We start from the raw sequence: 15476 nt of genomic DNA on the forward strand, positions 1-15476 counted from the left end.
GGCCGCAGCCGGATCGGGAGAACGCTTTCGCGAGGGCAAGTGGCGGAGGGAGTGTAACGAATACCGAACTCTCTCCGTTCTTGGCGGGTACAATTTTTATTGCTGGCACCTTTCCGCTTCGATAGCGTGTGAGCAGCCCAGAAATTGGGCGCGCACAGTTCGCGTGCGCGCAGGACTGGGCGGAGGCGAAACGTGGACAGGGACAAGGCTGAACTTCGCTGGGGCATCGAGCAGCGGCTCGAGTTCATCGAGTTCCGCCTGTTCTGGGAGGGGCACGTCAATCGCATCGACGTGATGCAGCAGTTCGGCGTCTCGGTGAACCAGGCATCCTCGGACCTGAACCGCTACATCGCGCTGGCGCCGGACAACATGGTCTACGACAAGAGCGCGCGCACCTATGTCCGCGGGCCGGACTTCGATTGCAAGTTCCGCCCGCCAGACGCCGCGCACTACCTCGCCCAGCTTCGACTGGTTGCCGACGATGTGCTAGAGCGCGAAGAGTGCTGGATCCCTGACCTACCGTCCTACGCCTCCGCACCAACGCCTGTGCGCGGCGTCGATCCGGTGACGCTCCGCTCGGTTGTCGGCGCCATACGTCGGTCCGAGGCGATCGAGGTGAAGTACCAGTCCCTGTCGACCCCGGAGCCGCGCTGGCGCTGGATCGCTCCGCACGCCATCGGGTTCGACGGGTTCCGCTGGCATACGCGGGCGTTCTGTCTGACAGACGATTGCTTCAAGGACTTCCTGCTCTCACGGATCCTCGACATCCGCGGATCGCGGGAGAGCGCCACATCGGCCGACGACGACAGCGATTGGCATTCCGAGCTCACCCTGGAGGTCGGCCCGCACCCTGATCTCTCGGAGACGCAGGCCAAGGTCATCGCGCTCGACTATGGGATGCGAGGCGGCAAGGCGAAGATCAAGGTGAGGCGCGCGCTCCTCTACTACGCGCTCAGGCGGCTTGGGCTCGACACCGACCCGGCCGCGCGGCGCCCACAGGATCAGCAGATTGTTCTTCTGAACCGTCAAGCAGTCCTTGGGATGAACGGTGCCGCCAGCAGTGCTCAGGAGCCTTCATGAGAGCATTTGAGTTCGATCACCACGTGATCAGTTCATACGAGCGTTTTTCCCGCTCTTTCAGCAGTATTCGCTCCGAAGATCTTCGGGCAGCGATTGATGCACAGTATGATGCCGGTCGGTTCTGGCCCGATGCTCTCCTTTCCTTGAACCCCAGGTATCTTTCGGGTCCCAGCGTGGATGACCTGGTCGCTTCAGGTGATCTGGACGAGGGAACTGGAAAGGTCTTCCGGTTCGGCGAGAAACCTCTCCGACTCCATCGACACCAGGCGGAGTCGATCGCCAAGGCGAAATCCGGAAAGAGCTTTGTCGTCACGACAGGAACCGGCTCCGGCAAATCGTTGTGCTTCTTCGTGCCAGTTGTCGACGCCATCATTCGGTCCCTGCGTGCCGGCAAGCCTCGAACAACGCGCGCTATCATCGTCTATCCGATGAATGCTCTGGCAAACAGCCAGATGAAGGAAATCGACAAATTCATCGGACAGTCAGGGCTTCCTGACGCCCTGAAGCCTGTTGTCAAACGCTACACGGGGCAAGAAAGCCAAGAGGAACGTCAACGGATCGCGGCCAATCCGCCAGATATCCTGCTCACGAACTACATGATGGCGGAGCTCCTGCTGACCCGCCAAGACGACCTGGACGCCCAGGTGGTCAAGAACGCGACCGGTCTTGAATTCGTCATCCTCGACGAGCTGCACACCTATAGAGGGCGCCAAGGCGCGGATGTGGCGGTGCTCGTTCGGCGACTGCGCGACCGTTGCTCCCCTGACAAGGCTCCGATCTGCATAGGCACATCGGCGACGATGGCTTCAGAAGGCAACGAGGAAAGCCGAGCGGTCGCCGTGGCCAAAGTCGCGACAAGGCTCTTCGGCTCCGAGATCGGCCCGGATGCCGTAATAGATGAGTCCCTGCAACGGGCTACTGACGACACTATCACTCTTGCGCAAGCGACCGCCGCACTGGCTGATGTGGTGCGAAAGCCTCTCCCGGCAGGCTTGGACGACGAGCAGCTCAGGAAGCATCCGCTCGCGGTATGGGCGGAGCTTGCGCTCGGACTCGATGACGGGCTGGAGCTGAAACGAAAGAAGCCCATCCCCTTCGAGGACGCCGTCAAACGGTTGGCCGAAGACACTGGTGTCGACGCAGAGCATTGTCGGAAACAGCTCGAAGGTTTTCTGACGCTGGTAAGCCTCCCCGAATATCAGCGCGGTGGGACCGGGGACGGAGCGTTCCTCGCATTCAAATTGCACAGGTTCATTTCCGGCGCGGGTGAGGTCTTCACCACGCTTACGGACAAGCCACGCACCGTCCTGTTCGAGGGTCAGCTCGAGGATCCCGATGCTCCGGGCAACCGGCTTTACCCAACACGCTTCTGCAGAAACTGCGGACACGAATACCACGTCGTCACCAAGAACGAGGATGACGGCCACATCAGGTTTCTCCCCCGCAATATCGACGATACGCCGCTGGAAGCCGAAGACGACGATGATGTGGCGGGATATCTCTGCCCGGCGCCAGACAACGATCCTGATTTCGCCTTCGATGGCGACTTGAACGGCTACCCGGAGAGCTGGCTCGAAGAGCGCAATGGCATCGAACGGCTGCGGTCCTATCGCAAGAAGCGCGCGCCCATCTCCTATGTCGTGACGCCAGACGGCCGGCATGGCGCTGGTGGGAGAGAGTTCTGGTTCATCCCCGGAAAGTTTGCATTCTGCCTCTGCTGCAAGGACGAGCCCAACCAGGGGATGCGTGAGCGCAGTAAGCTCGCGGGCCTCTCTGGCGAAGGGAGGAGCTCCGCGACGACCCTTCTCGTGTCCAGCGCTCTCGAGTGGATGAACAAGCCGACGAGCGGCGTTCCAAAGACCAAGCGGAAACTGCTTGGGTTCACGGACAATCGGCAAGACGCGGCGCTTCAATCCGGCCACTTCAACGACTTTCTGTTCGTGAGCCTTCTGCGTGGGGCCATTCTGCGGGCCATAATTGCAGCAGGGCCCGAGGGCCTGACCGAGGATGAGTTTGGTCTAAGCGTCGTCAAGGCGCTCGGCTTCACGTCTGCAAACAAAGAGGCACGTGCCCACTGGATGCTCGATCCATCGGCTGGCGCCGTCATTCGGGAAGACGCTCAACGTGCGCTTGCAAAGGTCCTGGCTCACCGAGTTTGGACTGACCTCCGCAGGGGTTGGCGCTACACGAACCCCAGCCTCTCCGTTCTGAAGCTTCTAGATGTTGAGTTCGTCGGCGTCGCCGACATGGCATCAGACCGGGAAAGGCTGATGACAGTCCTGCCCGAACTCGGCGATCAATCCGAAGAGCAGAGAGCCATCCTGCTAGAGACCGTGCTGGGCGCAATGCTCGAAGGCCTTGCTGTCAACACGGAAGCCTTGGACCTGACTGTCCTGGACGGCGTCGCGCAGAAATCACGGTCGCTGTTGCGCGCTCCGTGGGCGATAGATGCCAAGGAGAACCCGCGCGGGCGGTCGTCGCTGCTTCTGCGCGCACCAGGCAAGAACGCCGTGGGCCTTCGTGAGGAACAGACACTCCTTCGCGCCGGTCACAACTCCCGCATTGCGCGGCTCATCAACAAAAAGAGCGTGCTGGGCACGAAGCTCGGGCGGGACGATTACCTCGCGTTCTTCTCGCGCCTGCTTGAGCTATTCGCCGATGAGGGCTTGATTGTCCCGGTCGAGCTCGACGCTGATCTCGTAGGCTGGCGGCTGACGCCCTCTGCCGTCCGCCTTGTCCCCGGGCCCGCGCTCTCCGACGAGAGCGAACGGGGAAACCGATACTTCCACGATCTGTACGCATCGATTGCGGACGATCTGGCATCGGGTCACAGCGCCTATTGGGGGCTGGAGGGGCGCGAGCACACCGCGCAGGTTTCCCAAAGACAGCGTGAATGGCGCGAATGGCGGTTCAGGTATGAAGACGACGACCTCGAAAACCTCAATACCTCGGAGTATCGGACCGAAATCAAGACCACCGGGGAATCCGACCAGTTCCTTCCAGCGCTGTTCTGCTCGCCGACCATGGAGCTTGGGGTCGACATCTCGGCGCTCAATGCCGTCTATCTAAGGAACGTCCCGCCGACGCCCGCCAACTACGCGCAGCGTGCTGGCCGCTCGGGCCGGTCTGGCCAGGCTGCGGTTGTGGTGACGTACTGCGCATCGGGCTCTCCACACGACCAGTACTTCTTCGAGCGTCGCAATGACATGGTGGCGGGTGTCGTGCGCCCGCCTGCGCTGGACATCACGAACGAAGAACTGGTGCGTTCGCACCTGCATGCGGTCTGGCTTGCTGAGAGCCGACTGGCACTCAAACCCGACATCCCGGATATCCTCGACCTCGGTGGCGATCGCTATCCGCTGAAGCAAGAGATCCTGACCACCATTTCCAAGGCCGATCTCGTCTCTCGTGCGCGCGGACCAATGCAGCGGGTGCTCGATCAGATTTTGGCCGCTGATCAAGGAACGCTGCCTGTCTGGATGGGGGATCCGGAAGAGTTCGTTCTTCATGTGGCAATGAACGCTCCCAAGGAGTTCGATCGAGCGTTTGACCGTTGGCGCGAGCTCTACAATTCTGCTCGCACTCAGTTGGCCGAAGCCAACGCCCGATCAGAGATAACAGGGCTCTCGGCTGTCGACCGCCGCAAGATCAAGGCCGCACAGATGCAGGCCAGCGACCAGATTGCGATCCTCGAACAAGGAAAGGCATCGAACGGATCAGACTTCTATTCGTACCGCTACCTCGCGACGGAGGGCTTCCTACCCGGCTACAATTTCCCGCGCCTGCCGCTCTATGCATTCGTGCCTGGCGAGGGAAAAACCGGCTCGTTCCTCTCTCGCGCGCGCTTTCTTGCGATATCGGAATTTGGACCGCGCAGTCTGATCTACCACGAAGGTCGCGCCTACCGGGTGATGAAGGCAAAGCTCCCTCCAGAGGTTCGCGAAGGCGACGGATCGGAACTCGCGACCAAGGACATCTACATTTGCGCAAACTGCGGAGCCTGCCACGAAGGAGAGGTAGAGCGCTGCCATGGCTGCGACGCACACATGGCCGGAGAGGTGCCCATCAAGCGCACGCTCCGCATCGACAATGTGGAAGCCGCCCCCACTGAACGCATCACCGCGAACGATGAAGAGCGCGTGCGACAGGGCTTCGACATCCAGACCGTATTTTCGTGGCCGAAGAAGGACGATCAGTTGCAGGTCACGAACGCGGAATTCAAATGCGGCGAGACTTCTCTGCTCGCACTGCAATACGCCAACAGCGCCGAGATTAGTCGTCTGAACAAGGGTCTGAAGCGCCGAAAGGACCAGACGGTTTTCGGCTTCAATATCGATCCCCGTACAGGCTACTGGGCAAAATCTGAGGACGAGGATGCGGAGACCGACGCTCCGCCCGATGTAGTCAAGCCAGTCCGGATCGTGCCGATCGTAAGGGACCGCAAGAACGCGCTTCTGTTCCGCTTCAAGAAGCCGGAAAACTTTGACCCAAGCACGATCACCACCGTTCAACATGCGCTCTTGCGGGGGATCGAGGTCGTCTACCAGCTTGAAGAAGGCGAGATCCTGAGTGAGCCGCTTCCTGCTCGCGATAACCGCCGCGCCATTCTTGCCTACGAAGCCACGGAGGGAGGGGCCGGTGTTCTTACGCGCCTGATGGATAATCCAGAAGCGATCAGCGAGGTCGCTCGGACAGCACTTGGGCTCATGCACTTCGAAAACATCGACGCGGCGGTCGCAAGCGGAGACGCAAGCCTGCTGACCGAGAAGGCAGACGATGCCTGCGTCAGAGGGTGCTACCGCTGCCTGTTGTCGTACTTCAACCAGCCGGACCATGAGCAGATTGACCGCGGCAGCGAGGAGGTTACCCAGCTATTGGTTGACCTTGCGCGCGGTCGCACGGTCCTTGAGCGGCGGGCCGCGCCAGACGGCGCGTCGTCACCGTGGCTGAAGGCGTTTGAGGCTGCTGGTCTCCCGCAGGTCGACACCATTGGCCTCAGCTTTGCCGGTGCGGAAGCGGAATTCGTATGGCGCGGGCACTTTGTCGCCGCAACGAGCCAGGCGGTTTCCGCAGACATGGCCAATGAAGCAGCCAACAAAGGCTGGGAATTGATCGCTCTTCCAGCATCGGCCGAGGCTGGCGTCCCCAAACAGTTGCTTGATCTATTGAAAGGGTAATCCTTGTGCTGAGTTTCTCACCTGGCGATTTGGTTCGGGCCCGAGGTCGCGAATGGGTGGCGCTCCCAGCGCCACGCGCAGGGATTCTTGCGCTTCGACCGCTGTCGGGAAACGAGAACGACATCGTTGTCCTGGACCCCACACTGGAAATCGCATCGGTCGAAGCAGCACGGTTCGATCTCCCAGAAGATGCGCGCACTACCGTGCAAGCCAAGGCTGCGCTCTTGGCGGACGCACTGCGGCTCACACTTCGTCGCGGCGCCGGGCCTTTCCGATCTGCCGCGCAACTCGCCTTTGAACCACGGACGTATCAGCTTGTGCCGCTTCTCATGGCGCTCAGGCTCCAAGTGCCACGTCTGCTGATCGCGGACGATGTCGGTATTGGCAAGACCATCGAAGCGGGCTTGATACTGCGGGAGTTCATGGACCGTGGCGAAGTCGATGCATTCTCGGTTCTTTGCCCACCCCACCTCGTGGATCAGTGGATCATCGAGCTCAAGGATCGGTTCGGAATCGACGCAGTCGCCGTGACTTCCGGCACAGCGGCACGCCTCGAGCGAAATCTGCCGCTCGCTCAGACCCTTTTCGACGCTTACCCCCACACAGTTGTCAGCCTCGATTACATCAAGGCCGAGAAGCGACGGGAGGGGTTCGCGCGGGCCTGTCCCGACTTCGTGATCGTTGATGAAGCCCACGCTTGTGTGGGCACCCACAAAGGCAAACAGCAGCGTTTCGAGTTGCTACAGGGACTCGCGAAGGACGCGGAGCGCCGGTTCATCATGCTCACGGCCACACCGCATTCGGGCGACGAGGAAGCATTTGCTAGACTGCTCTCACTGATCGACCAGGACTTCGCCACGCTGGACTTCGACAGCGCGAGATACCGAGAGCGCCTCGCGAGGCACTTTGTCCAGCGTCGTCGCGTGGACCTCGTCGAGGGCGATTGGCACGAGGACCGATCATTCCCGAAACACGAAACCACAGAGCACGCCTATCGGCTCTCGCCCGAGCACCTGGCGTTCCAGGAAGCCGTTCTGGACTATTGCCTCGAGGTGGTCTCGAAAGCGGGAGAGCAAAAGAGGGATCAGCGCCTGGCGTTCTGGGGCACCCTCGCTCTCATGCGCTGCGTCGGTTCCTCGCCCGCGGCGGCGTTGAGTGCGCTGAGAAATCGTGCCGCCAACGAAGCAGAGCGTCTCGAACCGCAGATCTATGACGAAGACGGCGACGACGAAGATGCCGTGGACATCGAACCGAGCACGGCATTCTCAGATGATCCCGCACTCCGTGCGCTCATCGATCAGGCCGGCGATCTTGTTGAAGCGAAAGATCCAAAACTCGATGCCCTCGTCGGTGCGCTCCAACCGCTGATCAAGAGTGGCGCCAACCCGGTCGTCTTCTGCCGGTACTTGGCCACCGCCGAACACGTGAAGTCAGGCCTGCGGAGAGCGTTCCCAAAGCTAATCATCGAGTCGGTAACTGGAGAGCTGACCCCGGACGAACGCCGCGATCGTGTTGCCGAGATGGCGCCGGAAGATGCGGAAGAAGGTGCGCAGAGAATCCTGGTGGCGACCGATTGCCTCTCGGAAGGCATCAACCTGCAGCAGCTTTTTGACACGGTCGTACACTACGATCTCTCTTGGAATCCGACCCGACATCAGCAGCGTGAAGGACGGGTGGACCGCTTCGGCCAGCCGGCCGAGCTGGTTCGCTCGATCATGATGTTCTCGCCGGACAGCGCCATCGATGGTGCCGTCCTCGATGTGATCCTGCGAAAAGCGGAGGAAATCAGGAAGGCAACAGGGGTGACGGTTCCTCTGCCTGACGAGCGCGGGCCGGTCACAGACGCCCTGATGTCCGCAATGATGCTCCGCCGTGGTGGGCACAAGCAGCTCACGCTCGACCTTCGCCTCGAGGATGGCACGAAGGTCATGGAAGCGCGTTGGCGCGATGCCAGCGAGAACGAGAAGAAATCGCGTGCCAGGTTCGCCCAGAACGCGATGAAACCCGCTGAGGTCGCGCCGGAGTGGGACAAGGTCAGAAGCCTGCTCGGCTCGCCCGAGGACACGAAGCTTTTCGTCGAGCGCGCGATGTCACGGTTCGGTGTGCCGCTTGAGAGAAAGCGGAACGTCTATGTCGCTCACGTTCACGCGCTCCAGCAGACCCTGAAGGAGAAGCTTGAACAGCGCGGCCTCGAGAAATCCGTCAGGCTCGCCACCGCAGAGCCTGCTCCCTCTGGAACGTCCCTCCTAACGAGAACCCATCCGCTGACGGCGTCGCTCGCCGAAAGCCTTGTCGAGGCGTCGTTGGATCAGGAGGCACTTCCAGATCTTGGCATTGGCCGCGTCGGTGCATGGCCGACAACAGCGGTGTCGGCGATGACACGCGTCGCCCTCGTGCGCGTCCGGTACAAGCTCACGATCCACGCCAGAAAGGAGCGGCTCCTTCTGGCCGAAGAAGCAGCGCTGGTTGCCCTCCAGGGCAGAGGCGTTGTGGCGACCGGCGAAGACGTCCGCAACATGCTCAGCACGCCGGCCACAGCCGACCTCGCGGCGATCGCACGAGATCGGATGATCAATGCCGCCAAGGCGGACCTGCCCGGTTTGCTCACTGGACCCTTGGCGGACTTCGTCAAGAAGAGGGCTGCGGAACTCGTCGAGGATCACGCTCGTCTGCGTGCCGCGGCCGGATCCATCTCGCGCGTCAGCGTCGAAGCGGTCCTTCCGCCCGACGTGATCGGCTTGTTCGTCCTCATGCCGGGCGAGGTGTGATCATGGCGCGCAAACCGATTTCCGACATGTCCGCATGGCCCTCGCTCAGCCTCGAGGGCAACCTGATCGCGCCCGCGATGATCGCCAGGATTGACCAGCGGGACGCACCGGAACAGGCGCCGGAGGACTACGCTGTCCGCAAGGGCCTCACGATCCGCGAGGAAATTTCGACGGCATTCCGGGTCGGCCAATCTCATTTCGATGCCTTCGCGAAGCTCGAGGCTCCTTCCCAGGACGCCACCCGGCGTTTCATCGTCGGCCTCTTCAAGGAGACTTTCGGGTTCCACGACCTGGCGCCAGCCGCTGCACCGCTTGCCATGATCGCCAGCGGACGGGTTCCAGTGGTCGTGGTGCCGCCGAGCGAGACGCTGGACCGCCGCAGCCCGACCCTTTCCGTCGATCGCTCCCGCTCGCCCGCCTTCGCGCTTCAGGACTACCTCAACGACTCCGAAGAAGCGCTATGGGGCATCGTCACCAACGGCACCCACCTTCGCCTCATGCGGGACAACGCGTCCCTGACGCGCCCCGCCTACATCGAAGCCGACCTCGCCCAGATCTTCTCGACCGAGGACATCGCGTCCTTTGCCGCGCTCTGGCTCATCATCCACCGGTCACGCTTCGGCGCCGCTGACACCCCGGCCACCGACTGCCCGCTCGAGCGGTGGCGCGAGGCTGGCTCGCGTGAGGGCGAGGCCGCGCGCGACCGCCTGGCCGAGCAGGTCCAGATCGCGCTCAAGGTGCTGGGTTCAGGCTTCCTCGAGGCCAACCCTGACCTCGCGGCGAAACTGAAATCTGGCGAGGTGAACCTCACCGTCTGGTTCAACGAGCTCCTCCGCCTCGTCTACCGGCTGATCTTCCTGATGGTTGCCGAGGACCGGAACCTCCTCCACCCGGCGAAGTCGAAGGCCGAGGCTCGGGCGCTCTACGCCGAGGGCTACAGCCTCGCGGCGCTGCGCAAGCAGTGCTACCGCGCCGCCACCTGGGACAAGCACCACGACCGCTACGAGGGCATCAAGATCGTCTTCCGCGCGCTCGCCCACGGGGAGGAGGCGCTCGCCCTCCCGGCGCTCGGCGGCCTCTTCGCCGAGGACAGACTGCCCCACCTCGAAACCGCCCGCCTGCGCAACCGCGCCTTCATGGAGGCGCTCTACCGACTCTCCTGGCTTGCCGACAAGACCGGCATGGTCCCGGTCAACTGGCGCGCGATGGAGACCGAGGAACTGGGCTCGGTCTACGAATCCCTCCTCGAACTCCAGCCGCAGCTGGGCGACGACGGCAAGACGCTCGTCTTTGCGTCAGAGGCGGCCGAGCAGAAGGGTAACCAGCGCAAGACCACCGGCTCCTACTACACGCCTGACAGTCTGGTTCAGGCGCTGCTCGACACCGCGCTCGACCCCGTGCTCGACAAGACTGAGGCCGAGGCTGACGATCCCGCCAAGGCGCTGCTAAAACTCTCGGTCATCGACCCCGCCTGCGGCTCGGGCCACTTCCTGCTGGCCGCCGCCCGCCGCATCGCCACGCGGCTCGCCCGCATCCGGGCCGAGGGCACGCCCTCGCTCGCCGATTTCCGCCATGCGCTGCGCGATGTCGCGCGTTGCTGCATCCACGGGGTGGACCGAAACCCGATGGCGGTAGAGCTGACCAAGGTCGCGCTCTGGATCGAGACGGTGGACCCCGGCCTTCCGCTTGGTTTTTTCGACGCGCAGATTCGCTGTGGCGACGCACTTCTGGGGGTGTTCGACCTGAAGGTGCTGGAGGACGGCATCCCCGACGCCGCCTACAAGCCGCTCACAGGTGACGACAAGGACATCGCAAGCATCTACAGGAAGATCAACGCCGCGGCGAAATCTGGACAGGGCGGGTTCGACTTCGGGACCGGGCTCAACAAACTACCAGAGACCAAGCCGTTCGCTGTCGACTTTTCAGGCTTCCGCGATTTGCCCGAAGACACGTTGGACGAAATCGGCGCCAAAGCTGCGCGCTTCAAGGAGCTCCGCAAGAAGCAGGACTTTGTCCGTGCAAAGGCGGCGTGCGACCTTTTCATTGCAGCATTCCTGCTACCCAAGACTGGCAACGCCCCAACAGGTCCGTTCGAGCGAACCGTCCCGACGACCGAAGAGATCTGGATGGCGCTCAACCAAGGTAAAATCCGGAATGCAATGCTCGATGCTCCAAAAGCTGCTCGTGAGGCTCGGGCCTTTCACTGGCCCCTAGAGTTTCCCGATATCATGCAGCGTGGAGGCTTCGACGTCGTCCTTGGTAACCCGCCATGGGAGCGCGTCAAACTTCAGGAGCAAGAGTTCTTTGCCCTTCGCGACGCCGAAATCGCCACGGCGAAGAATGCCGCGGCCCGCAAGCGACTCATCGACCAGCTGGACGAGAGGAATCCGCGCCTTGCGAAGGAATGGCAGGATGCGTTGCGGACGGCCGCGACCGAAAGCCATTTCATGCGGGAATCCGGCCGCTTCCCTCGCGGCGGTGTCGGCGACGTGAACACCTATGCAGTATTCACCGATCATTTCTGGCAGCTCACGAAGGCCTCCGGGTACGCGGGCCTCATTATCCCCACCGGGCTTGTCAGCGGTTTTACTTACCGCGCTTTTCTCGGAGAGCTTCTAAGTACAAAGTCTCTCGTTGCGTTCTATGGTTTCGAGAACGAGGATCTGATCTTCCCGCATATCACCAACAAGGTGAAGTTTGGTCTGCTTACGATGGCTGGACGTGCTGTCGGCATTGAGAAGCCGTGGTTCACGGCGCATATCCGCCAGCCGTCGGAGATCGCCGATCCGGAAAAGCGCTACTCGCTTACTGTCGATGAGATCAGGGCCATCAATCCGAACACCCTGAACCTCCCGGCCTTCCGTTGGTCGCGCGACGCCAAAGTCACGGCGGCGATCCACATGGCGGCGCCGATCCTTATTGAGAAGGATGGGAATACAGTCACGGCGAACCCCTGGAAAGCGTCCATGGCAACGCTATTCCATATGTCCGGCGCATCAGAGCACTTCCTTGATCACGCAGAAATAAATCCGAGAATTGCCGAACGCGATGGTGCGTTGGCCGTTCTACGCGATGGTCGACGAGTATATCCTCTCTATGAGGGGAAAATGTACTGGCACTTCGATCACCGCTACGGAACCTACGAAGCCCAAACTGAAAAGCAGGCAAATAAAGGTGTTCTGCCTCGCGTGACGAAGCAGCAGCATAATGACCCAGAATACAGGGTCGAACCTAGATACTGGGTTGATGCGAAGCTGACCGACATCGCCTTGGCCGAAGAAGCCGCGCGACCATGGTTCTTCTCGTGGAGGGATGTTGGGATTTCGGAAAGAACTTTGATCGGCACGGTTATTCCCAAGACGGCGACTGGCGATAAGGCGCCAGTCCTATTTGCAGACCAATCACCGCTTCTCTTCTCAGCGCTATCAGCGACTCTCGGCTCTCTTGTCGTCGACTATGCTGTTCGCCAGCGTGCGATGAACATCAAATTCTTCGTATTGGAACAGGCACCGGTCTTGGTACCGAGCTTTTTTGACCATGAATTGCCATGGCTCGGTTTGACGCCCGCTAACTGGTTGTCCCCGCGTATCCTTGAGCTCTGTTATACAAATGTGGAACTTACGGCATTCGCGCGAGACCTAGGGTTTGAGGGTGCTCCATTCACATGGTCCGAAGATCGACGCCCGACTCTACAAGCAGAAATCGACGCAGCCATGCTGCACTTTTACGGGTTGAACCGCGAACAATCGGAATGGGTGCTCAACTCCTTCACAGTGCTCCGGAAGTACGAGGAGCGTGACCACAACGAGTTCCGCACCAAACGGCTGGTTCTGACGGCCTACGACGCTATGGCAGCGGCCAAGGCATCAGGCACTGCATACCGGACGCCTCTGTCCCCACCGCCTGCAGATATCAGCCTCTGCCATGGCGCGGAGGTCTCCAAGTTCGCTCAGGTCCAGCGACCGCTTGAGGTTACGCCGCTTGAGCAACTTCCGGACGCCGCATGGGCGCGCGCGGCGCCGTCACGACAGCATGATCCGTCGGCCGCACTCGCCGCAATTCTGAAGTCGCTGAATGGCCCGACGCCGATCCGCACCATTCGTCTGACCGCCGCGATCATGCTGGAGCCCCACCTCTTGACGCCGATCCTTTCACCTGAGGATCAGACCCAATGGCGGCGGCTGGTGGGCCAAGAGGCAGAGCCCCGCTCTGGAAATGTCGTCGGCTTCTCGGGGCGAACCACGCCGGGATGGAATGCCGCCATCACCAACCATCGAGGCAACGGTCGACTGCTAGAAGACATCGCGGCGAGAACGTGGACTCCAGGCACAGGTCTGGAAGCTTTTGACATTTCGGGCTGGCCAGAAGGGCGCGCAAGGTTTGTGCTCGACGCGCTGCGAAACCTGGACATCGATGCAACCGTGAACGCTGCTCCTGCCGAAGTCCGAGACTGGATCGCAAATGCCGCAGCAGGATGATCTCTTCCCGGTTCCGCCACTAAGCGTTGAAGTTCCGAAAAGCCTAACGGAGCCGAGGCTCTGGGTACGACGGCTCAAGATCTGGAAGGAGCCGGGCGGCGAGGTCATTCGGGACATCGAGTTACGGCCAGGGCTCAACATCATCTGGTCGCCAGACGGAGATGACGATCCCGATGGGGGTGGCCGGGCCATCGGCCATGGCAGCGGAAAGACGCTGTTCTGCCGTTTGCTGCGCTATTGCCTCGGCGAAGTCCGCTTCGCAGACGAGGTCCAGCGCGATGCCATTTCCAGCGCTTTTCTGAATGGCGTCGTCGGGGCTGAGGTGATGCTTGACGGAGTGTGCTGGGCGGTAGCGAGGCCACTCGGCATCGGTCGCAAGCACTTCGCTGTTGAAGCCGGCAGCCTCGACGTCGTTGCGAAGATGGAGGGAACGGCTACGGGCATAGAGCCGCTGATCGACGCCATCGAAGCCGCGATCCTCGGCGATGGCACCTCTCGGTTGGCTAGGCTCTCAGCTGGTCAGCGGGCTTGGCCGATCGCCCTCGCGTGGGCGGCACGCGATCAGGAATGCCGTTTCGACGACGTCCTGGATTGGCGTTCATCGGCATCAGGATCGGATGCGCCGCAGCCGGCAAGTGGTGATGCGAAAGGACCTCGATTGCTCGCGATGCGGGCGTTCTTGAACGCAATCACGGATGAAGAGCAGGCCGCACGCCGCGGAGAGCAGGATCTGGCAAGCCAACTTGATCAAGCAAAACGGCAACGGTCGTTTCTCGAATGGGATCAAGCGCGGCGCGTGGAGCGCCTCGTTCGCGATCTCGGTCTTAGCGATACATCCCTGCCTGATATGCCGCTTCTCCTGGACTCCTTGAAGTCGGCCGCGAAGGAGAGACTTGCCGCCGTGACAAGACTGCCATCGGGGGTTGGCGCTGAACTTGATGAGGCCAGGCGTACTTCACAAGATGCGCGTACTGCACTGCGCAATATTGAACTGAGGGCCGCTGAACTCGACGTGAGATTGCCTCTAGAAGAAAAGCTACTCGCACAGATGAGCAGTGAAATTCCGGGACTCTCTGCAGCCGCTCAGTCCGCGCTTAGTCAGGTCTGTCCCATCTGCGAGGTGCCAATCGACACAGCGCTCGCGGAAGGCTGCAAGCTGTCTCACAGACTACCCGACCAAGCACAGTGTCGTGCCCGGCTGGAGGCGAAACGAGAGGAAATACATACTCAGAAAAACGAGATTGCGGGCATTAAGGATGAAATTGGCGCCCTGAAGCCCGCAATCTCTCTAGCGAGCCAAAATGCTCGACAGGCAGAGGATCGGGTGGATCGCCTCGAAAAGGCTGCTGACGCTCGAAACACAAGCTGGCGAATTGCCACTCGAGGTGTTGAGGATGTTCAGCGAACGGCAGAAATCGTCGATGAGGTCGCGCGTGCGGAAGCTGCTATAAGAAAACTGGAAGACGCGTTGCAGGGCACCCGCGAACAGCTTCGAGGCTTCGAGGACAAGCAGGCAAAGGCAATCGGCGCTGTATCCCAGAAGTTCTCAGCGATCATTCGGCGTTTGCTCGGTGACGATGCCAAGGGCTTTGTGCGTCTGACTGGTAAAGGTCTTGAGATTGCTGTTGAAGCCGGGGGCGATAGGCGAACAGCTGCCATTCAGTCTTTAAAAGTGCTCGCCTTCGATCTGGCTTGTCTCTGTTTAAGCGTTGAGGGCCGCACGCGGATCCCCGCCTTTCTGATCCACGACAGTCCGCGCGAGGCCGATTTGGGACAAACGATCTATGATGAGCATTTTCGGCTTTTACGAGAACTCGAGGAAGAACTGGCGGGTGGGACCTTCCAGTATCTGATTACAACGACAACAAGGCCACCTCATGACGTCAACAGAGGGCCTTGGCGACGTGCGGTATTGCGCGGTGCGCCTGGCCGCGAACGATTGTTGGCCTGTGACCTATGAGGATCAATGTGCA

Annotated in this window: 5 protein-coding genes; all 5 read left to right on the top strand. The window is 61.1% G+C overall.

Features of this window, described 5'->3' with window-relative positions:
- Positions 1–192 precede the first annotated feature (192 nt).
- Genes BM075_RS21615 through BM075_RS21635 form a run of 5 tightly spaced genes read left to right on the top strand, consistent with a single transcriptional unit; the run spans position 193 to position 15463 of the window.
- Entirely contained in the window at positions 193–1080 is an 888-nt protein-coding gene (locus BM075_RS21615; protein ID WP_093362786.1) for a BrxR family helix-turn-helix transcriptional regulator, read from the top strand.
- Positions 1077–6257 (top strand): DEAD/DEAH box helicase, encoded by a 5181-nt coding sequence (locus BM075_RS21620; protein ID WP_093362787.1) that lies wholly within the window; start codon positions 1077–1079, stop codon positions 6255–6257. The genes BM075_RS21615 and BM075_RS21620 overlap by 4 nt, the downstream gene beginning before the upstream one ends.
- 56 nt (positions 6258–6313) lie before the next feature.
- Positions 6314–9025, top strand: coding sequence for a DEAD/DEAH box helicase (locus BM075_RS21625; RefSeq protein WP_245758945.1), 2712 nt, complete (start codon positions 6314–6316; stop codon positions 9023–9025).
- A gap of 26 nt (positions 9026–9051) precedes the next feature.
- On the top strand, positions 9052–13503 hold the full coding sequence (locus BM075_RS21630) for an Eco57I restriction-modification methylase domain-containing protein (RefSeq protein WP_245758947.1): 4452 nt from the start codon (positions 9052–9054) through the stop codon (positions 13501–13503).
- Positions 13487–15463 carry a coiled-coil domain-containing protein gene (locus tag BM075_RS21635; RefSeq protein ID WP_093362790.1) on the top strand — a complete coding sequence of 659 codons (1977 nt, stop codon included), beginning with the start codon at positions 13487–13489 and terminating at the stop codon, positions 15461–15463. The genes BM075_RS21630 and BM075_RS21635 overlap by 17 nt, the downstream gene beginning before the upstream one ends.
- Positions 15464–15476: the final 13 nt, after the last annotated feature.

Source organism: Tropicimonas isoalkanivorans, assembly GCF_900112335.1.
In the GTDB taxonomy this organism is placed as follows: Bacteria; Pseudomonadota; Alphaproteobacteria; order Rhodobacterales; family Rhodobacteraceae; genus Tropicimonas; species Tropicimonas isoalkanivorans.

What these genes read in the sequence shown, in the direction of transcription:
- BM075_RS21620 (WP_093362787.1), top strand. Translation starts at nt 1,077, where the DNA reads ATGAGAGCATTTGAGTTCGATCACCACGTGATCAGTTCATACGAGCGT.
- BM075_RS21630 (WP_245758947.1), top strand. Translation starts at nt 9,052, where the DNA reads ATGTCCGCATGGCCCTCGCTCAGCCTCGAGGGCAACCTGATCGCGCCC.
- BM075_RS21635 (WP_093362790.1), top strand. Translation starts at nt 13,487, where the DNA reads ATGCCGCAGCAGGATGATCTCTTCCCGGTTCCGCCACTAAGCGTTGAA.